This is a genomic window from Trichothermofontia sp. (assembly GCF_053493415.1).
On the sequence record NZ_JBRCAD010000025.1, the window covers coordinates 35,876 to 60,938 of the forward strand.

At 54.4% G+C, this 25,063-nt stretch carries 19 protein-coding genes; 10 read left to right on the forward strand and 9 right to left on the reverse strand.

What is annotated here, in order from left to right; translation table 11 throughout:
• The first annotated feature begins 229 nt into the window (after positions 1 to 229).
• The 5 genes from ACWIUF_RS02585 to ACWIUF_RS02605 all read left to right on the forward strand — a co-directional run bounded on the left by ACWIUF_RS02585 (position 230) and on the right by ACWIUF_RS02605 (position 8,602).
• Positions 230 to 4,186, forward strand: coding sequence for a PAS domain S-box protein (locus tag ACWIUF_RS02585; RefSeq protein WP_448570617.1), 3,957 nt, complete (start codon positions 230 to 232; stop codon positions 4,184 to 4,186).
• A gap of 144 nt (positions 4,187 to 4,330) precedes the next feature.
• On the forward strand, positions 4,331 to 5,107 hold the full coding sequence (locus ACWIUF_RS02590) for an HAD family hydrolase (RefSeq protein WP_448570618.1): 777 nt from the start codon (positions 4,331 to 4,333) through the stop codon (positions 5,105 to 5,107).
• A gap of 76 nt (positions 5,108 to 5,183) precedes the next feature.
• The gene (locus ACWIUF_RS02595; RefSeq protein ID WP_448570619.1) at positions 5,184 to 6,173 is read left to right on the forward strand and encodes an acetamidase/formamidase family protein; all 990 of its coding nucleotides are present in this window, start codon (positions 5,184 to 5,186) and stop codon (positions 6,171 to 6,173) included.
• A gap of 66 nt (positions 6,174 to 6,239) precedes the next feature.
• Positions 6,240 to 7,070: a sulfite exporter TauE/SafE family protein gene (locus tag ACWIUF_RS02600; RefSeq protein ID WP_448570620.1), complete on the forward strand. Its 831-nt coding sequence runs from the start codon at positions 6,240 to 6,242 to the stop codon at positions 7,068 to 7,070.
• A 320-nt stretch (positions 7,071 to 7,390) separates the two neighbouring features.
• The gene (locus ACWIUF_RS02605) at positions 7,391 to 8,602 is read left to right on the forward strand and encodes a 1-acyl-sn-glycerol-3-phosphate acyltransferase (protein WP_448570621.1); all 1,212 of its coding nucleotides are present in this window, start codon (positions 7,391 to 7,393) and stop codon (positions 8,600 to 8,602) included.
• An 18-nt stretch (positions 8,603 to 8,620) separates the two neighbouring features.
• On the opposite strand, the gene ACWIUF_RS02610 is transcribed toward ACWIUF_RS02605, so the two are convergent.
• The gene (locus tag ACWIUF_RS02610; RefSeq protein WP_448570622.1) at positions 8,621 to 9,886 is read right to left on the reverse strand and encodes a CHAD domain-containing protein; all 1,266 of its coding nucleotides are present in this window, start codon (positions 9,884 to 9,886) and stop codon (positions 8,621 to 8,623) included.
• Positions 9,887 to 10,263: 377 nt separating this feature from the next.
• Between ACWIUF_RS02610 and ACWIUF_RS02615 the strand changes: the two genes are divergently transcribed.
• Entirely contained in the window at positions 10,264 to 10,482 is a 219-nt protein-coding gene (locus ACWIUF_RS02615) for a transposase (RefSeq protein WP_448570623.1), read from the forward strand.
• 189 nt (positions 10,483 to 10,671) lie between these two features.
• Here the strand turns inward: ACWIUF_RS02615 and ACWIUF_RS02620 are convergent, their stop codons facing one another.
• The 3 genes from ACWIUF_RS02620 to ACWIUF_RS02630 form a co-directional block, all read right to left on the reverse strand.
• Positions 10,672 to 11,109: an RNA recognition motif domain-containing protein gene (locus ACWIUF_RS02620; RefSeq protein WP_448570624.1), complete on the reverse strand. Its 438-nt coding sequence runs from the start codon at positions 11,107 to 11,109 to the stop codon at positions 10,672 to 10,674.
• Between the two features lie 286 nt (positions 11,110 to 11,395).
• Positions 11,396 to 11,677 carry an RNA recognition motif domain-containing protein gene (locus ACWIUF_RS02625; RefSeq protein WP_448570636.1) on the reverse strand — a complete coding sequence of 94 codons (282 nt, stop codon included), beginning with the start codon at positions 11,675 to 11,677 and terminating at the stop codon, positions 11,396 to 11,398.
• 933 nt (positions 11,678 to 12,610) lie between these two features.
• On the reverse strand, positions 12,611 to 15,364 hold the full coding sequence (locus tag ACWIUF_RS02630; protein WP_448570625.1) for an adenylate/guanylate cyclase domain-containing protein: 2,754 nt from the start codon (positions 15,362 to 15,364) through the stop codon (positions 12,611 to 12,613).
• A gap of 142 nt (positions 15,365 to 15,506) precedes the next feature.
• Between ACWIUF_RS02630 and ACWIUF_RS02635 the strand changes: the two genes are divergently transcribed.
• Entirely contained in the window at positions 15,507 to 16,190 is a 684-nt protein-coding gene (locus ACWIUF_RS02635; protein WP_448570627.1) for an esterase/lipase family protein, read from the forward strand.
• Between the two features lie 99 nt (positions 16,191 to 16,289).
• Here ACWIUF_RS02635 and ACWIUF_RS02640 read toward each other — a convergent pair whose 3' ends face one another.
• From ACWIUF_RS02640 to ACWIUF_RS02655, 4 genes are all read right to left on the reverse strand, one after another.
• Positions 16,290 to 16,841 carry an Npun_F5560 family protein gene (locus ACWIUF_RS02640; RefSeq protein ID WP_448570628.1) on the reverse strand — a complete coding sequence of 184 codons (552 nt, stop codon included), beginning with the start codon at positions 16,839 to 16,841 and terminating at the stop codon, positions 16,290 to 16,292.
• A gap of 32 nt (positions 16,842 to 16,873) precedes the next feature.
• On the reverse strand, positions 16,874 to 17,872 hold the full coding sequence (locus ACWIUF_RS02645; protein WP_448570629.1) for an NAD(P)/FAD-dependent oxidoreductase: 999 nt from the start codon (positions 17,870 to 17,872) through the stop codon (positions 16,874 to 16,876).
• Positions 17,873 to 17,899: 27 nt separating this feature from the next.
• Positions 17,900 to 19,867, reverse strand: a complete 1,968-nt coding sequence (gene ftsH, locus ACWIUF_RS02650) for an ATP-dependent zinc metalloprotease FtsH (RefSeq protein ID WP_448570630.1) — start codon at positions 19,865 to 19,867, stop codon at positions 17,900 to 17,902.
• Between the two features lie 258 nt (positions 19,868 to 20,125).
• Positions 20,126 to 20,317, reverse strand: coding sequence for a hypothetical protein (locus ACWIUF_RS02655; RefSeq protein ID WP_448570631.1), 192 nt, complete (start codon positions 20,315 to 20,317; stop codon positions 20,126 to 20,128).
• Positions 20,318 to 21,175: 858 nt separating this feature from the next.
• On the opposite strand from ACWIUF_RS02655, the gene ACWIUF_RS02660 reads away from it, so the two are divergent.
• From ACWIUF_RS02660 to ilvB, 3 genes are all read left to right on the forward strand, one after another.
• Positions 21,176 to 21,844 carry a DUF2301 domain-containing membrane protein gene (locus ACWIUF_RS02660; RefSeq protein ID WP_448570632.1) on the forward strand — a complete coding sequence of 223 codons (669 nt, stop codon included), beginning with the start codon at positions 21,176 to 21,178 and terminating at the stop codon, positions 21,842 to 21,844.
• On the forward strand, positions 21,841 to 22,380 hold the full coding sequence (locus ACWIUF_RS02665; protein ID WP_448570633.1) for a hypothetical protein: 540 nt from the start codon (positions 21,841 to 21,843) through the stop codon (positions 22,378 to 22,380). Before ACWIUF_RS02660 ends, ACWIUF_RS02665 begins: the two co-directional genes overlap by 4 nt.
• 208 nt (positions 22,381 to 22,588) lie before the next feature.
• Entirely contained in the window at positions 22,589 to 24,427 is a 1,839-nt protein-coding gene (ilvB, locus tag ACWIUF_RS02670) for a biosynthetic-type acetolactate synthase large subunit (RefSeq protein WP_448570634.1), read from the forward strand.
• A 279-nt stretch (positions 24,428 to 24,706) separates the two neighbouring features.
• Here ilvB and ACWIUF_RS02675 read toward each other — a convergent pair.
• The coding region (locus ACWIUF_RS02675) for a DUF3067 family protein (RefSeq protein WP_448570635.1) at positions 24,707 to 25,063 on the reverse strand (357 nt) is incomplete at its 5' end.

The window sequence follows — 25,063 nt, forward strand, 5'->3', positions numbered from 1 at the left end:
AATACCCCACTTTTTCATGGTTTTTCATAAAATTATTGAGCGACTGGCTTATCGACTAGCTGCTCGACCGCTCAACATCAATTGTGTTGACGAAGGCAGTTGGGTTGGGCTTTGACAGGTATAAATTAAAAATCAATACGATCCCAATGCGCTTATATTTACGTCTGAACACGGTTTCATTTTGGGAAGGGGTTGGCTACATTGGTAATATTACGGACTGGCCCCCCGCATGAACGAGACGGTTTTGGCAACCTCCTATTACCCCGATCGCTACCTGAAAACCCTGATCGCCATTCAACAGGATTTGCTAGCTGCCCATTCCCCAGAGAGCATCTATCCAAAAATCCTGCGGCGATTGGGGCAAACCAGTGGTGCATCACGGGTATATGTTTTTGAGAATAGCCGCGATGCTGCGGGGCGTTTGATCATGTGCCAACGGGCGGAATGGTGCAACGTTGGGATTTCACCTGAAATTGATAACCCCCTGCTCCAAAACCTTGCCTATGCAGACTATGCCCCTAACTGGGAGGCGATATTAAGCCGGGGGGAAATTATTGCCGACTTGGTAGCCGCGTTGCCAGCCCCGGAGCGGGATATTCTCGCTGCCCAAGATATTCTTGCTGTTTTAGTCTTGCCTTTACTCGTCCAGGGGAAATTTTGGGGTTTTATTGGTTTTGACAACTGTGAAGTAGCCCGTCCCTGGGATATGGCTGAGATCGCCTTGCTCCAAAGTGCAGCCGTGGCCCTATCCCTTAAGCTTGAGCAATTTCAAGCCGCTCAACTACAACAGCAGCAGTTGTATCAACTCCAAACCTGGCAAAAGCGCTACGAAGCTGCCGGACAGGCTAGCGGCCAGATTCTCTACGAATGGGACCTCACCCACGATCACATCACCTGGGGACCCAACCTGCAATTTATTTTGGGGTATACCCCCCTGGCTGCGCCCCAAAGCCGACAAGCTTGGATTGCCTGTATCCACCCCGACGATTACCCATCCCTACAACACCTGCCGCCCCCTGCTCCAGAGTGGGCGGTCCTGCGTCAGGAGTACCGGGTACGCCACCACGACGGGCATTGGGTATGGGTTGAGGATAAATCCTGCCTATTGACTGATGCCGACGGCCACCACCAACGCTTGGTGGGCCTTATTGCCGACATCAGCGATCGCAAGTCGGTTGAGCAAACCCTCTCTGAAAACCAACAACTACTGACGTTGATTACCGATAACCTCCCTGGCTCGGTCTATCGGTTTCGGGTCGATCGGACTGGTCAGGTTGACTTTCTTTACGTCAGTGATGGGGAACGGGAAGTCAGTGGCCTTGAACCGGAGCAAATTGTTGCTGACTCGGCCTTATTTTTTGACATCATGCATCCGGACGATCGGGTCCGATTTATGGCCAAGCTGAAACAGGCGATCGTTAGCCTCGAACCCGGTGTCTTTGAATATCGTATTTTTGACCAACAGGGAAAACAACGTTGGTTGCAAGACTCCATTCGCTTCACCCGCCTGGAATCCGGCGATATTATTGGTGATGGTGTGACTTTAGATGTTACCGAACGGAAGCAGGCTGAAATCGCCCTTCAGGCCAGTGAGGCCCGTTTTCGAGCCATTTTTGAGCAGGCTGCGGTGGCAATGGCGCAGGTGAGTAGTACGGGGTGTTTTATCCAGGTGAATCAACGCTTCTGTGACTTTACGGGGTATAGCAGCACCGAACTGCTACAGAGAGACTACCAGAGCCTAACCCATCCGGAGGATCTCACCGTTGATCTGGAACTCACCCGGCAGCTATTTGCCGGAGATATCGAATCTTTTTCGCTTGAAAAGCGCTTTATTCGACGGGATGGGGCTATCCGCTGGGGGTACTTAACGGTTTCCCTCGTTCGTGATGAAACCGGGGAGTGCCAGTCGGAAATTGGGATCGTGGAGGACATTACTGAGCGTAAACGCACCGAAGCCGCCCTACGGGATAGTGAATCGCGATCACGGGCTATCTTTGAGCAGGCTGCGGTGGGGATTGCCCGTACCGATCTTAATGGCTGTTTCTTGCAGGTGAATCAACAGCTCTGTGATCTCCTTGGCTATGCAGAAACCGAGTTACTTGCTAATACCCAGCAGGGGACTAAAGGACTCTCCCTCTTGGCCTTGGCCGAGCCATCGCAGCCCAATGGATTTAGTCGCTATTGGCAACAACTGTTGGCGGGTGAAATTTCCTCCTTTGCATTGGAAAAGCAGTTTATCCGCCAGGGAAGGGACAGCCTCTGGATGCACCTGAGTGTTTCTTTAGTGCGAGATGTGCATGGCATACCGGATTACACGATCGCTGTCTTTGAGGATATCGATAACCGCAAACAGGCTGAAGCTGCCCTCTGCTTACAAGCCCAACGGGAGCGGGCACTCAATTCGGTGCTCCAAACCATTCACAATTCCTTGGATCTTGAGCAAGTTTTTAATACGGCCATTACCGAGATTGCCGAACTCTTGCAGGTAGATCAAGCCGCGATCGTTCAGTACCTACCCGACCAACAGGTTTGGCGGCATGTGGCTGACTATCACCGTCTGTCCGAGCGGGAGAATGTGATGGGGCTAGACATCGCCGATGCTGCTAATCCTCTAGCCGAGCGGCTCAAACGACGGGAAGTTGTCCAAATTGATGATTCCCGTCAACTTAGCGATAGGGTCAATACCGATCTTGTGGCTCGCTTCCCCGGTAGTTGGCTGCTCATCCCTCTCTATTTTGGTGGGGCTACGGAGGCGAGCACCTGTCCAGTTTGGGGCAGCCTAAGCCTGTGCCGAGAGCAACCCCACGCTTGGCAACCGCTGGAAGTGGAATTAGCCGTAACGATCGCCACCCAATTCGCGATCGCGATTCAGCAATCAGAACTCTACCAGCAAGTGCACATCCTCAATGTGGGGTTGGAAGCGCAAGTCCAGGAACGCACGATCGCCCTCCAGCGGGCATTGGAATTTGAGGCCCTGCTGAAGCACATTACCGATAAGGTGCGCGACACCCTAGATGAAAACCAAATCCTACAAACGGTGGTAGAATCCCTGACCAAAACACTGCATATTGAAGGCTGTGATGCGGGGATTTATGACGAAGCTATCCTTACCTCCACGATCGCCTTTGAATATACCCAAACCCTCCCACCTGCCCAAGGCAAAGTGATCATTATTGCCGACTATATGGAAATCTATCGTCAAGTGCTAATGGGGCAAAGTCTTCAGTTTTGTTGGGGGGATTTTGATTCGGTGCGTCAGGGTAAACATGACTATACGATGCTAGTTTGTCCGATGCGGGATGATCAAGGTCCCCTCGGTGATCTATGGTTATTTAAACCCCGTGATGATATTTTTGATACGTTAGAAATTTTCCTCGCGGAACAAGTTGCCAGCCAGTGCGCGATCGCGATTCGACAGGCCCGGTTGTATAAGGCTGCCCAGGCTCAGGTCCAGGAATTGGAACGGCTCAATTACCTAAAAGATGACTTTTTGAGTACGGTTTCCCACGAACTGCGATCGCCGATGGCCAATATTAAAATGTCGATCCAAATGCTAGAGGTGTTTCTGGAGCAGGAACATTATTTCCAGAATACTAATCAGAAAATTGAGCAATATTTTCATATTCTACAAAATGAATGTGAACGAGAGATTAGCCTCATTAACGACCTGCTTGATTTGTCGCGATTGGAAGCAGGCAGTCAACCCCTTGACTTAGGGATGCTCAACCTGGAAGATTGGATTCACCATATCATAGAACCCTTCCTACAACGCGCTACCGAACATGACCAGAACTTAGTCATCAGCATCTCGCCAGAGATCCCCCTGGTAACTACAGATTTCTCTTGTCTGGGACGGGTGTTGACCGAGTTACTCACCAATGCTTGCAAATATACGCCAGCGGGGGAGCGGATTGAAATTCGGGCCAGTTTGGTATTGGGCAACCTATGCATTCTCGTGAGTAATTCCGGGATCGATTTGCCAGCATCCGAGGTCGATCGCATTTTTGACAAGTTCTATCGTATTCCCAGTAATGACCCCTGGAAACACGGGGGAACCGGCCTAGGCTTAACCCTAGTGAAACGCCTAGTGGAACATTTGCAGGGAGCGATTACCGTTGAGAATGTTAACCATTGCCTCACCTTTACCATTACGCTGCCCCTTCATTGTCCACTCCGCCCCTGGTAATTTTGAATTTTGGGCACCTCGCAAAATACCACTTCGGCGCTCCCCGGCAACGTTATCTCGTCGGTTGGGGCAGTTGAACTGGCCTCATCCTACCTTAACCGCAATGCCCTTTTAATGGTGAATTTTTAATTTTGAACGATGCCTATGTCTACCTTACAAGCCCTCATTTTTGATGTCGATGGGACGATCGCGGAAACCGAGCGGGATGGCCATCGTCTTGCCTTTAACCAAGCCTTTGCCGAGGCAGGCCTAGATTGGCATTGGTCCGTCGAACGGTATGGCCAATTACTGGAAGTGGCCGGTGGCAAAGAGCGCATTCAGTTTTACCTCGATTCCCTCCCCCCCGATCGCGCCGCCCGCCCATCCATCCCCGTGGAGCAGATCCCCGCCTGGATCGCAGACCTTCACACAGCCAAAACTCGCCACTATCGATCGCTCCTCCAAACGGGTTGCATCCCCCCCCGTCCAGGGATTTTCCGCCTGCTGCAAGCGGCTCGTGCCCAGGGCTTACGGCTCGCGATCGCAACCACCAGCGCCCCTGACAATGCAATCGCGTTGCTGCAAACTGCTCTGGGACCCGACAGTCCCGATTGGTTTGAGGTCATTGCCGCTGGGGATATCGTGGCTGCCAAGAAACCCGCCCCGGATGTGTATGCGTATGTATTGAAAGCTCTGGATTTACCGCCCCAAGCCTGTTTAGCGATCGAAGATTCCCAACAGGGCCTGGAAGCGGCCACCCAGGCCCAACTGGTTACCGTTGTCACCTGTAACGACTACACCCGCCACCAGGACTTTCGTCTGGCCCGCCTTGTTCTAGATCATTTGGGCGATCCCGATCGCCCCTTTCAAATCCTTCAAGGTCAGGTCGAACCCCCATCCCCCTATTTCACCCTTGATCTAGCGGAACACCTGTTACGTTGACCTGAGTGGGTTGACCCAAACCTCTTTTCTCTTTTCTCTTTTCTCTTTTCTCTTGTTGCCCTCTTACCGAGTTCCTATGCGCACCCATCACCTCCCGGCCACCTGCGACACCGTTCACCTGGGCGGCTTTTCCGATCAACTCCCCCCTGCCCTGATCGTCGATTCCGGCGATCGCATCACCGTTGAAACCTTCACGGGTTTTTACCTGTGTGACCAGGCCCCCCCCAAATTTGCCCCACCGGAACTGCTGGCCATTCGTGCGCAACTCCCGGACGATCGTCGCGTCGGGCCAGGGTCCCATTTACTGACAGGACCGATCGGGGTACGGCAGGCAGAACCGGGCATGGTGTTAGAAGTGCAGATTGAGGCGATCGCGCCGCGTTTGGCAATGGGCTTTAATGCCATTCGCCCCGGCTGGGGGTTGCTAGCCCACCGCTTCCAGACCCCCGCGCTGAACTTTATCCCCTTGGATTTGGCCCAGGGGACCGCTGAATTTCCCCCTGGCTCTGGCATTCAGATCCCCCTACGCCCCTTTTTTGGCATCCTGGGGGTGGCGACGGCAGAGGCACAACGCAGTTCGATTCCCCCCGGTCGCTACGGTGGCAATCTGGATAACCGCCACCTACAAGCTGGGTCCCGTCTGTTTTTACCGATTTTTCTGCCCGGTGCCCAATTTTCCATCGGGGATGGTCATGCTGTTCAAGGGGATGGGGAAGTCGATGTCACCGCCCTGGAAACGTCAATGAATGGGACAATTCGGCTCATCGTCCGGCCCGACTTAGCCCCTACGCTCCCCCTACCCTTTGCCGAAACCCCAACCCATTGGATCACGATGGGCTTTGCCGAAACCCTGGATGCCGCCTGTACGATCGCCCTGGAACATATGATGACCTTTCTGGAACAGTGGGTTGGCCTAACGGCTCAGGATGCCTATATCCTTTGTAGTTTGGCCGTAGACTTTCACATTACCCAGGTGGTGAACCAGCCCATGCGGGGGGTACACGGGGTATTAGCCAAGACCCTTTTGCCCCAGACAATTACGGTATCATCACCGCCTGGCTTGTAAGTTGCCTTGAGCATCGGCAGGATGACCCGCAACGACAGATTGGTATCAAGAGGATCGGGATAAGGAATGGAGTTGGAGTGGCTGATTTTAACGATCGCGGGGTTATTGGCCGGGATTATGGCCGGTTTCCTGGGCATTGGCGGGGGAACGGTTCTGGTGCCGATCTTAATCGCCCTAGGGCATACCACCGTGGAAGCTGTTGCCACCAGTAGTCTATCGATCGTCATTACCTCCCTGTCGGGTAGTCTGCAAAACTGGCGGATGGGCTATCTGGATATCCGGCGGGTGCTGACCCTGGGTTTCCCGGCCCTGGCCACGGCCCAGGTGGGGGTTGGGTTAGTCAACCTGAGCAAACAATTTTCGCCCGCCATTCTCACTGCGGCCTTTGCGGCCTTTTTACTAATCAACATTGCCCTAGTTTCCTGGCGTAATCACCTTGTGGCGCAACAACAGCGTCGCCTGGATGCGATCGCCCAAACCCCAGATAGGCTCGTGGCCGAAATCGCACCCCCGGCGACTAAAACCGTTAATCCCCTCATCGCCCGTTTGCTCACTGGCGGCTTGGCGGGTCTGTTGGCAGGTGTGTTTGGCATTGGCGGCGGCATTATTCTGGTGCCGTTACAAATGCTGTTATTGCATGAACCGATCAAGCTGGCGATTCAAACCAGCCTGGGGGTGATCATCATTACGGCGCTCTCGGCCAGCGTCGGCCATGCGCTGAGTGGCAATATTTTACCGATCGCGGGGTTGCTGTTGGGCTTGGGGGGCCTCGCAGGGGCACAGATCAGCACCCGATTACTCCCAAAACTCCCCGATCAAGTGGTCAGTCTGCTATTTCGTAGCTTTTTAGGTTTGATGTCCCTCTATTTATTTTGGAAAGCAGGGCAGCAATGGTAAGCCATGACAACACTGGCATGCTTGGTGAGGTACAGGCAAGGGGCTTAAGCCCCTTGTTGACAAGGCTTGACCGTACTTCATTAGAGAGGGAACGGCTGTAATATGCAGAAATATGCACTGGGGGCATCCCCGTTTTGCCCCCCGCATGCTTATATTTTGCGATGACCTCTGTGTCCGCCGCGCCGCTGTGGTAAATAGGCATGGCGACACAGAGAGTACAGAGAAAATCCTAGTCTCTGAGGGCCACGCGCCTGGAATCACAAATTTGGGATGCTCCCTAGTTCACTCATCACCTCGACTTGTCTCCTCCGGTTCCTAGCATGTCAGACTTCTATCCGCCTCGCCTCAATCCCCTGCTAGTGCGAGCCTGCCAACTGGTGGGACCGCTCGTGGGGCGCTTATATTACCGAATGCGACTGCGGCTAGACCCAGAGAGCTTACATAACCTCAGGCAACTCCGGCATGAGCGGGTCCTATTTCTGCCCAATCATCCGACGTTTCATGATTGGATTGCGGTTTTTTTACTAGCAGCCCGTCTACCAGATCAGTTTTATTACCTGGCAGCCTATGAACGGTTTCAGGGCTGGGAAGGTCGATTTTTGCAGGCCGTGGGAGCCTATTCAATTCGTCGCGGCTTGGGCGATCGCGCCAGCTTCGCCCATACGGTTGAACTGCTCATGCAGCCGCGTGCCCGGCTGGTAGTCTTCGCCGAGGGGGGCTGTTCGTTTCAGAATGATACGGTGATGCCCTTCCGGGAAGGGGCCGTCCAGTTGGCCTTTCAGGCGATGAGCCGTTGTGCCAAGCAAACAGGGGAGGTTCCCAATTTATATGCAGTGCCCCTTAGTCTGAAATATCGCTATCGGGGTAATATGGAACCGGTTTTAGATAGCACCCTTAGGCGGCTAGAAAAACGGTTGCAGGTGACGATCGCGGCTACCCCCTACGATCGTCTGCGGCAGGTAGCGGGTCAGGTCTTGGCCGGCTTTGAGCGGGACTACGGTTTTGATCCCGCCGCATCGACAGACCTAAGTTGGAACGATCGCATCCAGCGCTTAAAAACAGAAGTTTTGCACAACTGCGAGCAGGCGCTGGGGATTAATCCCCCACCCCAGAGTTCCCTACGCGAACGGGTTTACCGGATTCAACATACCCTGGAAACCCAAGTCAATACGGATGAGGTCGTGGATTCAAATCGCTACAGGGCAATCCAGCAAGCAACTTATCGATTGCTGAATTTCAATGCCATTTATGATGGCTATGTCGCAACCAATCCAACGCCAGAGCGTTTTTTAGACACCCTAACGCGTTTAGAGCGAGAAGTTTTTAAGATTGATCAACCCCCTCCCAAGGGCGATCGCGATGTGTATATCAAGCCGGGTGAGATAATCAATTTGCGAGAGTTTTTCCCCCAATATCAAACCCAGAAAAGTCAAACCATTAGTGCATTAACGGAACGCTTGAGGCAAGCGGTACAAGCGAATCTAGATCATTGGTCAACCACAATAGGGTCTGCCCCCTTAGACTGGCAATAGCCTGACTGAGTGACCGGTTTAATTGCCGGCGGGGGACTGGGGCCGCCGTCGTGGCGATCGCGGGGTTCTAACCCCAGGGGATTTGCGTGTTGTCGGTGTCTGCCGTCTTGTTTTTGTAACCGTGGGTGAAGACGGCTCCACTACTGACGCCTTAACCGAATCTTCCCCAGCCTTGGCTTCCGAGATCGGCTCAGCCTCCCCCCCAGCAACACCCCCATTGGACTGAGCCGCTAGGGCTACCCTCGCTTCAGGGTGATCCCCCTGCGATTGATCATCCTCAGGAGTGGCTGCGATCGCTTCCCCCTTTACCCCATTGCTCGGCACAGGCATTACCGATCGCGCTAAGAGCGGCGATAACAGCAGTTGATGGAGGAACAGACGATAGTCGGGGCTGAGATATTTCGCCTGTACCGATCGCCAGAGTCCTAATGCCTTCTCATGCTCTGCCTCAATCATCTGGCGGAGATGAATAGACTCACCCCATTCTGGCACTGACTTGAGCAGAATTTGCTGCAAAACCTGAATATCGTGTACCTGCCCCAGGCTATCTTGCAACCCCTTGATCTCCTGAATCCATTGCTTAAATGCCGGTTCATAGAAGTCCGTAAAAAATTCCGCCTGATAGCGTACATGCTTACAGGTTTTACGCAGATCATGCAGGATGGGGCTGGTGATCGCCGTCTGATCATTGGCCGCAATGAGCCACCCTGGATGTAGCAAGAGTTCGGCGAGTAATGGACTCAATAACTCCGGTAAAACCAACGCCAAAGATTGTTGGGCCGATAGCGTATAACGGGGCCGATCGAGCCAATTTTCATAGGCCACTTTCAGATCTTGATAAACTTGACTTTTCAGGACGGTTTTAACCTTAGCAAAGACCTTTTTACGTTGCTTGGCTAACGCCGCGATCGCCTGTTGTAGCAAACCCTGTTCCGACGGATCAAGCTTTTCCGCGTATTCCGTTTTAAGGGTATCCAGTTGAACATCCAGATCCCGGAGCTTACCGAGTTGCCTGGTAATTCCTTGGAGGGACTTAATCTGAGCCGCCTTCGGTAGGACGATCGCCGCCTTAAAAATTTGCAGGGCTGTTTGTAACCGCCGAATCGCTACCCGCATTTGGTGCAGATCCTCCGGATCTTTATCTTTGAGCACCAAAGCTTCCCGGCTAATCATGCGGCGATAGTGCTTCTGGATTAGCGCGTGGGCATACTGCTCTACTGTTGCCGTTGCCGCTGCTGGGATGCGGCCAATCGCTTGTGAGTCATCTGTAGGAACCTTAGCCATACTCTCCCGTTTCTGCGACAGACGATCACACGCCCTTGGTCACCCTCCATTATAGGCGATTGTCTCTGGGCTGCCTCTGTTGGGAGGTGTCAAGCAAGTGCAGTGTCAAGCTGAATTGGGTAGATTGGGCCAAACATGGTGCAGCTTAACAAGGCTAGGGTGTGTTTTAAAACTCTTTGGCAGAATGGGAGTAGTACAGCTACCTAATTGATTGGCATGACCGACCACGCCTCAGAAACCATCCACCGAGGTGATCTGAGTCACCAACAGTGGGAGCGGCTCCAGCCCTTACTGCCCCCACAAAAACCGCATACTGGCTGCCTGGCCAAAAACCACCGCACGGTCATCAATGGCATCCTCTGGAATTTTGTGCACGGGTGGCACCCTGGCACGACTTGCCGGCACACTATGGGGCGTGGTCAACGGTTGCTGGACGGTTTTACCACTGGCGTAAAACCGGTTTATGGCAGCAGGTGTTGGCTGCCCTCCAGGCCGAAGCGGATGCCGAGGGTAAGCTCAATTGGGCGATCCACTTTGTCGATGGCAGTGTCATCCGTGACCACCAACATGCGGCAGGGGCAAAAAGGGGGACCTAGACCCGGCAGCTACGGGAAGTGCGATTGAGCAAGTGCAAGCACGCGAGGTGTTAGGGCGTTCCCAAGGGGAATTTAGGACCAAACGGCATCTCTGCTGTGATGGCAATGGGTTACCGATCACCTTTGTGCTGACGGCGGGCGAACGCCATGAAACCGTTGTCTTTGAGCAGTTGATGGCGCAAGGTGCCGTCAGCGACGAACCCAAGATTCACGCCTCCGATCGTCATCGCCTTCGTACCCATAGGATCTAGTCTTACTAACTTGCAACTGCCGTCCCATCCAGTCAGCCCCATCCAGTGCTGAGATGGCCGCGTCTTCCTGGGCATCCACCTCCATGATGACGAAGGCAAACCCTCGCTTCCGTCCGGTCTCTCGATCGCTGGGCAACGCAATGAGCTTGATGCTACCGTATTCCTCAAGAAGCTGCTGTAAGTCATCTTCCGTGACACGATACGACAGATTACGGATGTGGATAGTCATGTGGAATTGATCGAATGTGAACAGACGCACAAAGGTTCGGGCTAAACCTCGATGTCGGCGTTGCAAGAGACTGGGGACGTGTCGCACTCCCATTGCATTGCCGTCTTGTTGAATCACCACGCCTAGGTTGTGAAGATGCGCAAGCACGATCGTGCTGAGAGACCAAACCCTTTTGCTAGTCCCATCATATCTTGTCTGCTCTTGTCTGCCTAAATTCGCAAGTCCCCCGCTGCAATGGCGTCGAAATCAGCCGAGGCCCCACTTAATCAGGCATCATTTACAACCCCTCATTAAATTAAGCCTGACAGACTACTAGATGTCCCAAGCAAACGAGGGAAGGCATCAAAATGACGACTCCCATCTCAAAGCATAATTGCCCTGGTCAGGAACTAGCCAGGGAGAAATTCAGCGCTATCGCGTAGAAACCTAATGCTCAGAAACCAGATTGACGCGCAACCTGCTTATTGTCGTGATCGCGAGGTCTAGCCTTATTGACCCGCAACTGCCGTCCCATCCAGTCAGCCCCATCCAGTTCTGAAATGGCTGCATCTTCCTGGGCATCCTCATCCATTTCGACGAAGGCAAACCCCCGCATCCGTCCGGTCTCTCGATCGGTGGGCAACACAACGCGCTTGATGGTACCGTATTCCTGAAAAACCTGCCGTAAGTCCTCTTCCGTTGCCCGATACGACAGATTACCAATGTAGATAGTCATGTGGAATTGATCGAACGTGAACACACGCACAAAGGTTCGGGCTAAACCTCGATGCCAGCGTTGCAAGAGACTGGGGACGTGCCGCACTCCCATTGCATTGCCGCCTTGTTGAATCACCACGCCTAGGTCGTGAAGATGCGCAAGCACGATCGTGCTGAGAGACCAAACCCTTTTGCTAGTCCCATCATATCTTGTCTGCCTAAATTCGCAAGTCCCCCGCTGCAATGGCGTCGAGATCAGCCGAGGCCTCCCTTAGCGAGTGTTTGAAAAGTCCAGAAACAAGTTGTAGTGGTGACTTTAGTCGCCACTACAAACGCAAAGCAACTCTTAGGACAGCTAAACATCGAGGTTCGTAGTTGCGGTTTTAACCGCGATCCCCCCTTAAAACACCCTCTAAGCCTTGTCAGCCCCCAATCTGGGGCCATTGGCTGGTCTGCCCACGCATCAGGAGTCCGCTTCGGTGGACAAACGGGGAACCCCCGCGCCTTCAGGCTGGGGAGGATGTCAAAGTTGGTAACATTCTGCCGGGATGGGCGTGTGCAACTTTGGGAAAGTGGGTTATCGTAACTCCGTGGCCAATGGCCGCATAAAAAAACCCGCCTTTGGGCGGGAGTTGATGTGAGAAGAGAGCGGTTGAACCCTGCATCTGTTCGACCGCTTATTTCTATACTCTTACGTTTCCCCGTTCTGCGCTAGTCCCCTAGCAACATTTATTTGGAAAGTTGTTAAAGTTTAGCGATCGCGATCGCGGCTAAACGACCACGAGACAAGCTTTTCCCCACATCCCCCACCTTGGCACCCTGTTCCTCGGATTTTTCCCCGCCTCCCGCGCTTAAGCGATCCCGCTAGCCGGACGCCCCACCGCACCCGCGTCAATGTTTAGGAAGGTTTAGGGGTGCCCATTCCCCTGGGGGGCCGCGCGGCCAACGGTACTCAGAGACTGCGACGATCGAGCAGCCAGTAGGTTTTCATCAAGCCCTTACCCTTGACATCAACCAGGCCCCGCTCCTCAAAGATGAACTTGTGCTTCAGTAGGTTGAAGGTTGTGTCTGTGACCTGGATACGTTGCACCGCCCCCTGGGATTCCATCCGGCTAGCCACATTGACCGTATCCCCCCAGAGGTCATAGATAAACTTCTTATGGCCAATGACCCCCGCGACCACGGTGCCCGAATGGATACCGATCCGAATCTGGACGGGGTGATGGTAATGCTTTTTGAGGTGCTGGACCGCATATTGCATATCGAGGGCCATATTGGCGATCGCTTCGGCATGATCAGGGCGGGGGCTGGGCAGACCACCGGCCACCATATAGGCATCCCCGATTGTCTTAATCTTCTCTAGTCGGTATTGCTCTGATAGATCATCGAAGAGAGAAAAGACATGGTTTAATAAACCGACCAGTTCACGGGGCGAAATGTGGCTGGAAATCTGGGTAAAGCCCGCAATATCGGCAAACAGGATACTGACATTATCAAATTGCTCAGCGATAAAGGCGCTATGACCGCTGGCAGAGGGGAGGGTGGAATGTTCGCGGAGGCGATCGGCGATCGTCTTGGGCAAGACATTGAGCAGGAGCGACTCTGACTTCGCCTGTTCTGCCTGGAGGGCACTTTCCGCCTGTTTGCGCTCAGTAATATCGTTAACAACATACAGGCCATATCGCACACCGCTGATATCAATAATATCGGCAGAGAGGAGGCCCGTCTTGCGTTCACCCGATCGGGTACGGAATTCATACTCATAGTTATTAAAAGCTCCCTGATCCCGCAGTAGGGAGATCATTCTGGCCCGCGTATCTTCATTCACCCACAGGTTCAGTTCGGTTGCGGTTTTGCCAATAATTTCATCGCGGGTATAGCCACAGGCATCCACAAAGCTATCATTCACTTCAACGAACCGTTCATCCTCTAATAAGGTAATTGCAATCAGACTGGGACTCGCTCGAAAAACCTTTTCAAACTTTTCCTCTGAGAGTTTGAGGGCGGCTTCTGCTCGTTTACGATCGCTAATATCGCGTACCACCCAAATTACGGAATCACGGGCGATCGGCGTGATCGTGGCCGAAAACCAGACTTCCCGCTGTTGAATCGGTAAACTATACTCCACCGTAATCATGCTTTTAATCGCCAACGCCTGGTGGATATAGGCGATAAATAGCTCGGCCTTATCGGGGGGGAAAACCTCATGGACCGTTTTGCCAATCAGTTCTTCGGCGGGCCGGTACAGTAAATCAGGGCTAGTGGGGGCGATCGTCAAGTAGCGTCCGTTGATATCCTGAACAAAGATCAGCTCCTTCATCGCCCCAAATAGCGATCGCAGCTCGGTTTCCCGTTGCTGGAGGCTAGCGGTCAGTTCATCCACTTGCCGCCGGACTTCCGCATCCTTTTGGGCAAGGGCCACCGATGACTGCTGTAATTGCCCCGCGATCTGGCGAAAGGACTGGGCGATGATGTCCACTTCCGCCGGATAGGGGGTGGGTATCTCCCGCTGTCGGGTATAGATGAGGGGATGCCAGCGCCCTGCTGATAAATTTTGGGCAGCTTCAGTTAACTCATAAAAGGGATGGGCCAACCAGCGTGACGTTTTTGTGGCTAGCACACTGGTGAGGATGAGTACCACCAAACAAAGCAGCAGGGTTTGCTGCCGATTGCGATCGATCTGGTCACGAAAATCGGTTTCAGGCAGCACGATCGCGAGTTGCCAATCCATCCCCCCTGGCGCTTTGAGTGAGGAAAAGGAGACGAAGTACCTGCCAGCCGCCGTGCTTAGGCGTAAGGGCGAACCCCGTTCCTGGGTATTGGCTTGGGGGGGATGGGCTTGGAGCAAAGGAACTGTTTCTACAATCACCGGGTTCTGACTCGCGATCGCCAAGATCGCCTGGGTTTGCCCTGCCCGTTGTTGAAAAAGCTCTTCGGGTTGGGACGTAGCAATGAGGTGCCCCGCCCCATCCACAATAAAGGCTTGCCCGGATTGGCCAATGGCAAGCGTTTGGAGAAATTGACTAATATCCGAGAGATCAAAGTCAGTGGCTAGGACGCCTTGGAGCTGCTGTCGGGCCGCATAGACCGGGTAGACATGGGAAATTCCTAAGGGAGAGGCGAGAAAGTAACGATAGGGTGTACTCCAGCCGGGATGGCCCGCCGCAACCGCACTTTTATACCACGGACGTTCACGGGGATCATAGTGGGGTTTCTCGCGGAGCAATTGGCGAGATTGGCCATTGGTATCGGTGCTATAGGTGTATAGGGTGTCATTGCGGCGGCGATCGACCCGCAGAATTTCAAAACCGTCCCCCTCAAGATTACGGCGAACCGCCACATAATCCCCAGTGGCAGACCCAAAGGAAATGTGATTGACCGTATCAAAGAGCTTGTGCAGCGCCATAAACTGGGCTTCCAGTTGATCGAGGTCAGTGGGGTGCAATTGGCTATTCTGGAAGGCGATCGCGTTAAGTTCGTTGACCCGACCCGGAGCCGTTAAATAATCCTGAACCTTTTCGGCAATGCGATCGCTCATCTCATACTGAAGCTGTTCCGCCAATCGCATGACACTGCGCTGCCCACTCAGCAGCGACAGGTAGCCCGTCAGGACCACCGCCAGTGTTACCTGCAAGCCAAAACATCCAGCCAGCAGGAGCCGCAAGGGAATTCGGGACCTTAGGGGTAATCGTGGTATTGCACCCATGCAGCCCATCCTAGCTGACGTGGAAAGCGGGCGACTAGCCCTAGGCAATGGTGGCGGCTTGCCCTGATCATAATTTCTCCCTGGGGAGGCAACGACAACCGTTACGATCAATAACGAAGTTCTGGATGCCCTTGCTAAGCCGATGCCGCGACCGATTGTCATTATTCCGGGATATTTTGCTGGAGCCGCGACCTATGCATCCCTAGCCCAAAATCTGCGGAGTCGGGGATTTGCCGCCACGATCGTGCCACTCCAGCGACGTGACTGGTTGCCGACCCTAGGGGGACGCCCAGTCAACCCTATTGTTGATCAGATTGATCGCACGGTCATGGGGGTATTAGAGCAGTCGGGCAGTGACAAAGTGCACCTAATTGGCCACTCTGCCGGCGGGTGGATCGCCCGGATCTACCTGGGGGACAAACCCTACTCGCCCGCAGCTCGCACCTGGAAAGCCAGAGGCCATGTGGCCACCCTCCTTACCCTGGGGACGCCCCACCTGAGTCAAGAGCGTTGGACGCGGAACAACTTAGAGTTTGTTAACACCACCTATCCCGGCGCTTTTTATCCGGACGTGTCCTATGTTTGTGTGGCGGGAAAGTCGATCTTTGGTCGCCGCCGTTGGGGGACCTGGTTGGCCTATAACAGCTACGAGTTGACCTGTGGCCAGGGGGCAACTTGGGGGGATGGGATTACACCGATCGTCGCCGCCCACCTAGAGGGAGCCAAAAACCTCACCCTGGCCGATGTGCAGCATTCCCCCCGCCCCGATCGTGCCTGGTATGGTTCGCCGGAAGTTGTAGGGCAGTGGTGTTCCCATCTCGATTGAAGCTCAGTCGCTCACAAATAAAATGGGGGATAGCCGTCGCGGCTGTCTGGATGGCAGGCGAGACGCCTACCCCACAAGAGAAGGATGACGACTCACTAATTACGCATTGCCAAAATTGGGCATCGATACCTGGGGCAACGGATTGCCAAAGCTGGGCAGATCCAACTTGGAGGAACCTCGCGAAGTCATTGCCAGCCGATAGCTGACACTTTGTAATTCTGCGTGCAATTGGCGATTTTCCCGTTGCACTTGGGCGATCTTTTCGCGAATGGGGGCCATACGATCGGCGAACTTTTGGCGATAGACCTTGGGCAACTCCTGGACCACCTGCTCCAACATCCGCGAGCGATCGGTCAGCTCCTGCACCGACTGGCGCAATTGCTGCACCTCCGTATCCCGCGCTGCTAACTGTTCCTGGTAAAACGCCACCTGCTCCTCAACGTGTTGCAATTGTTCACGAATCACCTGCATTTCCGCCTGGTGCCGCTCCGACAACTCCGGGTTCGGCATAAATTGCTGATTGCCCTTCACCAAGCGAAACAACTCCTGGGAAAGTTGCTGCACCAATTGATCGCGGACTTGCAACTCCTCCCGCATTGCGGCCATTTCGGCCTGAAGGGCTTGAAGATCTTGGGTTTCGGTTTGGGGCATGGTCACGTCGCTCCCGTAGGTATGGCCGGTAATTATGGCTCAGCCGTAGCGGGGTCCGCCTCCCAACGACGGGGTGGAGAAGCCCGACGAATCTCCCGCCAAATGGCTGTCGCTGCTAATGTACCATCTGCAACCGCGATCGACACCTGGTTTAACCCCTGTTTTAGATCCCCTAAGGCAAAAATCCGGGGATGAGACGTGCGGCACATCCCATCCGTGACTAAATTCTCCCCGTCCTGCTTGAGGTTCAGCCCAGCCAGGTAGTCCTTATGGAAGTGCGCCCCCATCGCCACCAGCCCCGTCTCCAGGGGAATCACCGTGCCATCGGTCAACTCCACCCCCGTCATCTCATGCTTTTCGCCCAGGAATTGCTTAATCGGCGTTTCAATCAGGCGATACCCATGATCCGCTAGCTTGTGGCGCATGGCATCGCTCACCGGAAACAACCCCATCGTGAACACAAACAGATAGGGGGTAAACCAATTCAGCACGAACGCTGTGTTGATATTTGCCTCCGAGTTGACAAATAATCCGCAGCGCCGATCGGCCATCTCATAGCCATCACAAATCATGCACACATGTAGGTTATAGCCCGCATAGTCATAGACATTTTGCATATTCTCCAGTTGGGGCAGGTTGTCAATGATGCCGCTGGCCGCAATTAGGTATTTCGATCGAAACACCGGATAAATGCTATCCTTCATCCCGACCTTAACCTTGACGCTAAAATAGTCCCCCTCGTCCTGCACGGCTTCCACATAGGCCCGCAGGTAATCGCCCCCTAGGGAAAGGTAATGCTCCTGCCCCTGCATCAGCAGATCGCGTCCGGGGGTATTGGGCGGTAGGCCCAGATAATTGCGCAAATCCTGCATCCAGAAGGAGCGGCCCCGCCCCTTCTCAATCATCAGCGAGGAGAGTAAATAACGCTGTGTGTAGATCCCTGCCGAGAGGCCACCGGCACCCCCACCGACGATAATCACATCGTAAAGATGATCCAGGCGTTCATCCAGGGTCTTTTTCGCGAGTTTCATAGGGAGTCGTTACGCAGGAAAGGTCTATCAGGCCGGAGTCGTCACCAAGGTGGGCAGTTTCTTGCCCTTGTGCAGGTCAGTTTCCGGCACATCCATATATTCCGCCACCAGCTTCCGGAAGTCATCCCCCTCGATCGTTTCCTGATCCAACAACAGATCCACCAGGCGATCGACTAAAGGCCGATTTTCCCGAATAATCCGACGGGCTTCACTATAGCAACGGGTGGCAATCTCCCGCACCTGGCGATCGATCTGGGCGGCAATTTCTTCCGAATACTCCGATCGCGGCACCCAATCCCGCCCTAAGAACACCTCATTCCCCGGTGTTTCCAGGGCCAAAGGTCCCAAATCCGACATCCCAAATAGGGTCACCATGCGTCGGGCCAGATCCGCCACCCGGCGAATATCACTGCTCGCCCCCGTCGTCACCTCATCGGGACCAAAGACTTCGGCTTCGGCGGCCAACCCCCCCAGGGCGACGGTGATGCGATCGAGCAACCAACCACGGGTGTAAAGGCCACTGTCGATCGTGTCCTCATCGGGGATCGATTGGGAGAACCCTTCAATGCCGCCCGAGCGCGGAATAATTGTCACCTTATCGAGCAAATCCGAGTGCTTCAGCAGTGTCATTAGCAGGGCGTGGCCAACTTCGTGATAGGCCGTCATGCGCTTGCGGCTACTGTCGAGCAGGGGATTCAGCATCAGGCCAATGGTGACGCGATCGATGGCATCATCAATTTCCAAGGGACCGATCGCTTCCTTGCGGCGACGGGCGGTCAGGATGGCCGCTTCGTTCAGTAGGTTAGCCAGATCGGCTCCGGAAAACCCAGGGGTGCGACGGGCAACAATTTCCAACGAGACCGTATCTTCTAGCTTCTTATTGCGGGCGTGGACCTCTAGAATTTTCAACCGTCCCTTATAGGTGGGCAGATCGACAGTAATCTGGCGATCGAAGCGTCCGGGCCGCAGCAGGGCCGAATCCAGCACATCGGGACGGTTGGTGGCCGCGATGACGATAATCCCCGTATTGCCCTCGAAGCCGTCCATCTCGGTGAGCAGTTGGTTCAGGGTTTGCTCCCGTTCGTCGTTCCCACCGCCAATCCCGGCTCCCCGCTGGCGACCCACCGCATCAATTTCATCAATAAAGATCAAACAGGGGGCACTTTCCTTGGCTTTACGGAACAGGTCGCGCACCCGTGAAGCGCCAACGCCCACAAACATTTCCACAAATTCCGAGCCGGAAATGCTGAAGAAGGGCACCCCCGCTTCCCCGGCGATCGCCTTGGCCAGGAGCGTCTTCCCCGTCCCCGGTGGGCCGATGAGGAGAACGCCCTTGGGAATGCGGGCACCGATCGCCGTAAACCGTTCCGGTTCCTTGAGGAAGGTCACCACCTCCTGAAGTTCTTCCTTCGCTTCCTCGACCCCCGCCACGTCCTCGAACATCACCCCAGTTTGGGCTTCCATCTGGAACCGGGCACGGGATTTACCAAAGTTCATTGCCTGATTCGAGGCCCCACTGGAGCGACGCAGGATCATCATCAGGCCCATGATCACGAGCAAAACGAGCATCAGGTTGAGAAAGAGGCCAACTACGGCCCGATTGTCGGCAGAGGGCTGAACGGAAAATTCGACATTGTTGACACGGGCACGTTCAACCAGTTCCGGATTGTTATTAAACAGGGTCACTTCCTGGGTAGCGTTGGGGCCACTAGCCCCCTTGAGTTGGACCTTGGCTTTTTGGCGTTCTGGGTCGTACTCAATTTTGGCTACTTCACCCTGGTCAATTTTAGTCAACAGTTGGCTGTAGCTGAGGTTTTCCTGGGCTAGCACTGGACCACCCAACAAGCCAGCGAGGGCACCTTGCAGCAGCAACCAACCCACAGCGACTTGCCCGATCGTCCGTCGTTGGCGGGGGGTGGCGGCGGCACTTGTGGGGGACGCAGGGGAGCTAGGGCAGGAAGGTTGAGGGTTTGCGGCTAGACCAGGGTGTCTCATAGGAGGAAATGCCAGAGGGAGTCGCGTTTCACAAGAAAGTCTGATCCAAGTTTAGCGCCCCTGCCTGAAATGTTTGGGTGCGCCCGGTGGTTGAACACCAAGGTCAGCGCATCATGACTGGTTACTGGATAGAGTGTGGGATCGGAGGGTATGGCGGCAGGCAGGATGCCTACCCCACAAGAGCATTGGCAACAAGAGAATCATGGCAACAAGAGACGATTCGCTGGCCTGCTCGCAAGGTTAAGAAAGCCAGCGGCGTTAGGTATCCTGGGCTTTCTCCCGCAGACCCAATCCCACAATTTCCATCATCAAAGCCACACCCACATAGCCCGGTCGTAGACTTCTCAGGGCTAGCCGCCCCGTCGAGATCCCAATACCACCCACTAGAAGCAGGGCAATACCTGCCACAGCTAGGGTTGATCCCAATTTCGCATCTGTTCGCTTACTCATACTCAGGTTTGCAACCTGCTAACGCTAAAGGAATTTACACGGTTGGCCTCAGTCACTCGCGGTTTTGCGTTGCCGCTCCTCAACAGGCAGTCTTGCCTCATCCAACCGACTCTCAATCCTGCTGAGAGATTTTAATCTATGGTATTGCGCAAAGTAACGAAACCGTCAGGAAAACTTTATGAATTTTTGTGAAAATGGCGACTTTATTGAAAACCTATTATTGATCCAACCTACACGCCCCAGCCCCGGAAGATCGACTGAACGGGGATCACAGCTATGCTCCCTGGGTAAACGTTACCCGCAGTGGTAGCTATTACGTCCCAGGTTCGTGGGAGACTTCCCTGAGCCAAGACTTCTACCTTTATTAAGCACCGTCCTGAATTCACGGGCTTAATCGGTAGATTCATACAGATAACATAGAACCGGTCAATTACTCTCCGTGGTTATGCGTAACTTATTAGTCTCGTGCCCAGTGTGTGAGAGGTGCGATCGGCGACAGTCTTGACCGTGTCTTGCTTGCAGCCAATGTGCCAGTTTCCTTGCTTTCTGTATTTGATGGGACTGATCGCCAGGGGCTGTTGTCTGTGAATCGAGTTCTAGTCTTAAAGTTCCCCGTCTCTGATGTAAACATAACAGGCGACAGCGGGTCCGGAGGGTGCCGCGATCGATGTTTGGCAGAGGCATCCCGATCGGGCGATCGCCGGAATCTACCCATTGGTAAGATAGGGCCAGTGGGACTGTCCCTGCCCCGGTCGGTTATATTGACGGTTTTGGGCCGACTTTAATTCTGGCTTTGCTGCCTGTCTGCCAAGCTACATCTGGCGTTTAACTTTTGTTGTCCTTCTCGCAACCTGCTTTATGACTGCAACTTCAGCCCCTTCCCCCATCTACCAAGGCCAATTTGGTGAATTTACGATCACCGCCAACGATCGCCGCGGGGTGATTGTCTATCGCATGGGTCTCGTGATCGCGGCCCTCAGTTTCGCGATCGCCACGGGGCTTGCCCTGACCCTGCCGAATTTTCCCTTCACCCCCTGGGTGCTGACCGGGTTATATGCTGTTTTCGGGTTAGCCCTAGGGGTTAGCCTATTAACTATTCACATTTATCTGATCATCCTCCATCGGTTCCTGCAAGCTTGCTGGCTGATTGGTGCGATTGCGTCCGTTGTGATTGCCGTAAAATTTGAAACCCCGCTTGTTGTAACGGTCTACGAACAGCCCTTTCTTCTGCTCGGTGTGGGTTGGCTATTTGTTGCCTTAACAGGCATTTTCTTTAAGGAAGCTTTTTGCTTCGATCGTCTAGAAACTAAGTTGCTCACGCCATTAGTTCCAATGGTTTTACTCGGCCACATGAGCGGTCTTTTACCCCTTTATGCTGGACAACTCCTATTAGTGATTTGGGCTGGGGGGTTTCTGATCTTTGCCGGTCGAAAAGCCTTCCAGGCGATCCCCGACGACATTGGTGACAAGTCGGTATTTGAATACCTCCATCAACAGTCGAAACCTCAATCGTCAAAGACCGCGTGACCCTGATCCTCTGTCCAGGGATGCATGATCCCACCTTAACGGTAGACTTCTGGCAGGCCCTTGCCCCCCGCCTCCCCTCCCCAGCACCTCGACCGCTCATCTTCCCCAGCAATCGCTACCCCGCCTACTCCTCCTGGCACCTACTCACCTTGCTCCATGAATCGCAACCCACTCCCCCTTGGGTGTTCCTGGGCTTTAGTGCTGGGTGTGTGGCGATCGCCGGTATCCTTCCCATCCTGGCTTGCCGTCGGGTCCCGATCGCTGCGATCTTTGCCATTGATGCTTGGGGCGTACCCTGGCCGACAACTGTCCCTGTGCATCGCCTCAGTCACGATCACTTTACCCATTGGAGTTCCGGATTGCTGGGCGGCCAGGGGGAAAGTTTTTATGCCGATCCGGCAGTTGAACACCTGTGTCTCTGGCGATCGCCGCAAACGGTCACGGGTTGGCAGATTAGCTTAGATCAGCAGCAGCGACATTACACCACTGCTTTGCAGTTTCTTGTTCAGGAATTAGTTAACTATAGGATCAGATAATACTGGTCCATTGGGGGGGGAACGGTCAGCTATTTTGCAACCATTTCTTAAGCATTGTCCCCCAATTGTTAGTCAATCCTAACAGAGGGGAAATCAATAGGAATAGATAAGCTAATCCGACTAACTTGCCTGCTAAAGTGCATTAAAATGCATGGATATTGCATCACTCGTTACAGAATCTAGATCCGGAAAGGAGAGGGGGGGACCTGTGCAACTACAGAGCGTGGCCGTGAAACGAGCAACTGGCGCGTATGCCTTGATCGACAGCCTCAAGCGTCATGGGGTGCGCCACATTTTTGGCTATCCCGGTGGGGCGATCTTGCCGATCTATGATGAGGTCTACCGGGCGGAGGCCGATGGCAGTATCCAACATATTCTGGTGCGGCACGAACAGGGGGCGGCCCATGCTGCCGATGGCTATGCCCGTGCAACGGGGATGGTGGGGGTGTGTTTTGGCACCTCTGGCCCTGGTGCGACGAACCTGGTGACGGGGATTGCCACGGCCCAGATGGACTCGATCCCAATGGTCGTGATTACGGGTCAGGTACCCCGCGCCGCGATCGGTAGCGATGCCTTCCAGGAAATTGATATCTATGGCATTACCTTGCCGATCGTCAAACACTCCTATGTGGCCCGCGATCCCCGCGATATTCCCCGCATGGTGGCTGAAGCTTTCCATATTGCCAGTACTGGACGCCCTGGCCCTGTGCTGATTGACGTGCCCAAGGATGTGGGTCTCGAAGAATTTGACTACACCCCCGTTGAACCCGGTTCGGTGAAGCTGGTGGGGTATCGTCCGACGGTGAAGGGTAACCCGCGCCAGATTGCCCAAGCCGTGGAACTGATCCGACAAGCCCAACGGCCCTTGCTCTATGTGGGGGGCGGCGCGATCGCGGCTTCGGCCCATGCGGAAATCCAGGAATTGGCCGAACATTTCCATATCCCGGTGACCACGACCCTGATGGGGAAGGGCGCGTTTGACGAAAGCCATCCCCTGGCGGTGGGGATGTTAGGGATGCACGGGACCGCCTACGCTAACTTCGCCGTGAGTGAGTGTGATTTGCTCATTGCCGTAGGTGCCCGGTTTGACGATCGCGTGACAGGTAAGCTGGATGAATTTGCCTCACGGGCCAAGGTGATCCACATCGACATTGACCCAGCCGAGGTGGGTAAGAACCGCAAGCCCGATGTGCCGATTGTCGGGGATGTGCGTCAAGTGCTGATTGATCTGCTGCACCGTATCCGTGAGACCGGTGTGCAAACCGATCCTCACCAGACGCTACCTTGGCGACTGAAGATCAAAAACTGGCGCGAAGACTACCCGCTCCAGATCCCCCATCCCCATGACAGCCTCTCGCCGCAGGAGGTAATTGCGGAACTGGGACGGCAAGCTCCCCATGCCTACTACACCACGGATGTGGGGCAGCACCAAATGTGGGCAGCCCAATTCCTGAATACAGGTCCCCGCCGCTGGATTTCGAGCGCGGGGCTGGGCACGATGGGCTATGGGGTTCCGGCGGCAATGGGGGCGAAGTTTGCCCTACCGGAAGAGGACGTGATCTGTGTGAGCGGTGACGCCAGCTTCCAGATGAACCTGCAAGAGTTGGCCACGATCGCCCAGTACGATGTCAACATCAAGATTGTGGTGATCAACAACGGTTGGCAAGGGATGGTCCGCCAATGGCAGCAAACCTTCTATGATGAGCGTTATGTGGCCTCCAACATGGAAGTGGGGATGCCGGATCTGGTGAAGTTGGGCGATGCCTTTGGCATTAAGGGGATGTCAATTTCCCAGCGGGATGAGTTGGCCCCGGCGATCGCGGAAATGTTGGCCCATCCGGGACCGGTGCTGTTGGATGTACGGGTCAAGAAGGATGAGAACTGTTACCCAATGGTGGCTCCTGGCAAGAATAATGCGGAAATGTTGGGCTTGCCGACCCCCCAACGGGATCTCGCGGCGGCGCCAGCAGAGGTTACCTGCCACAGTTGCGGGACGGTGAATCCCTCGGCGCATCAGTTCTGTCATGCCTGCGGGTCTAAGCTGTAACAACGTAGTCGGACAGGGCTAGGGGGTTGCCTTGCGTTCTCCTAGCCTGTCCTAACCAATCCGATCCCATTCATGGCTTCTTGGATAGCGACGAAGGCACCAGCCAACTCATGCAAGCCTTCTATCAACACCTCAAACCAACACCTCAAAGAAGGTCAAACCCGCGCCGAAGCCCTCCAATCCGCCCAACTCGCCCTCATCCGCAGTCATGACCAAGACGGTAACCCCTCTGGTCCCCCTTCATTCTCATCGGTAACGGCTGGTAAGGGCGATCGCCCATCACTCCTCAATAATCCACTCAGAAGCCCGATCGCCCAAGTCCAGGGGAATACTCACCGCCTTTCCCAGACGGGGCTTTTCACGGGTTTGCTGGATATAGGTCACCACCTGCTCCACACTACCCCAGGCTTGCAGATAACTGGCGATCGCGTTCAAGTGGGCTAAATAGTCCGCCTCACTGAGGGGGAACGACGCCTGCTCCAGGTAGCGCCACATCACCAGCACAAAAATCTTCCCCTGGGTCCGCCGCAGTCGAATGTCGTAGGAATACCCCCACTTCTGCAATAACAACTGGCGTAGATTTTCTCCAGTCATGGGATGCGCCTTCCCCCTCAAGCAAATACCCCACCGCAGTAC

What these genes read in the sequence shown, in the direction of transcription:
- ACWIUF_RS02585 (WP_448570617.1), top strand. Translation starts at nt 230, where the DNA reads ATGAACGAGACGGTTTTGGCAACCTCCTATTACCCCGATCGCTACCTG.
- ACWIUF_RS02590 (WP_448570618.1), top strand. Translation starts at nt 4,331, where the DNA reads ATGTCTACCTTACAAGCCCTCATTTTTGATGTCGATGGGACGATCGCG.
- ACWIUF_RS02595 (WP_448570619.1), top strand. Translation starts at nt 5,184, where the DNA reads ATGCGCACCCATCACCTCCCGGCCACCTGCGACACCGTTCACCTGGGC.
- ACWIUF_RS02600 (WP_448570620.1), top strand. Translation starts at nt 6,240, where the DNA reads ATGGAGTTGGAGTGGCTGATTTTAACGATCGCGGGGTTATTGGCCGGG.
- ACWIUF_RS02605 (WP_448570621.1), top strand. Translation starts at nt 7,391, where the DNA reads ATGTCAGACTTCTATCCGCCTCGCCTCAATCCCCTGCTAGTGCGAGCC.
- ACWIUF_RS02610 (WP_448570622.1), bottom strand. Translation starts at nt 9,886, where the DNA reads ATGGCTAAGGTTCCTACAGATGACTCACAAGCGATTGGCCGCATCCCA.
- ACWIUF_RS02625 (WP_448570636.1), bottom strand. Translation starts at nt 11,677, where the DNA reads ATGACTATCTACATTGGTAATCTGTCGTATCGGGCAACGGAAGAGGAC.
- ACWIUF_RS02630 (WP_448570625.1), bottom strand. Translation starts at nt 15,364, where the DNA reads ATGGGTGCAATACCACGATTACCCCTAAGGTCCCGAATTCCCTTGCGG.
- ACWIUF_RS02635 (WP_448570627.1), top strand. Translation starts at nt 15,507, where the DNA reads ATGCCGCGACCGATTGTCATTATTCCGGGATATTTTGCTGGAGCCGCG.
- ACWIUF_RS02640 (WP_448570628.1), bottom strand. Translation starts at nt 16,841, where the DNA reads ATGCCCCAAACCGAAACCCAAGATCTTCAAGCCCTTCAGGCCGAAATG.
- ACWIUF_RS02645 (WP_448570629.1), bottom strand. Translation starts at nt 17,872, where the DNA reads ATGAAACTCGCGAAAAAGACCCTGGATGAACGCCTGGATCATCTTTAC.
- ftsH (WP_448570630.1), bottom strand. Translation starts at nt 19,867, where the DNA reads ATGAGACACCCTGGTCTAGCCGCAAACCCTCAACCTTCCTGCCCTAGC.
- ACWIUF_RS02655 (WP_448570631.1), bottom strand. Translation starts at nt 20,317, where the DNA reads ATGAGTAAGCGAACAGATGCGAAATTGGGATCAACCCTAGCTGTGGCA.
- ACWIUF_RS02660 (WP_448570632.1), top strand. Translation starts at nt 21,176, where the DNA reads ATGACTGCAACTTCAGCCCCTTCCCCCATCTACCAAGGCCAATTTGGT.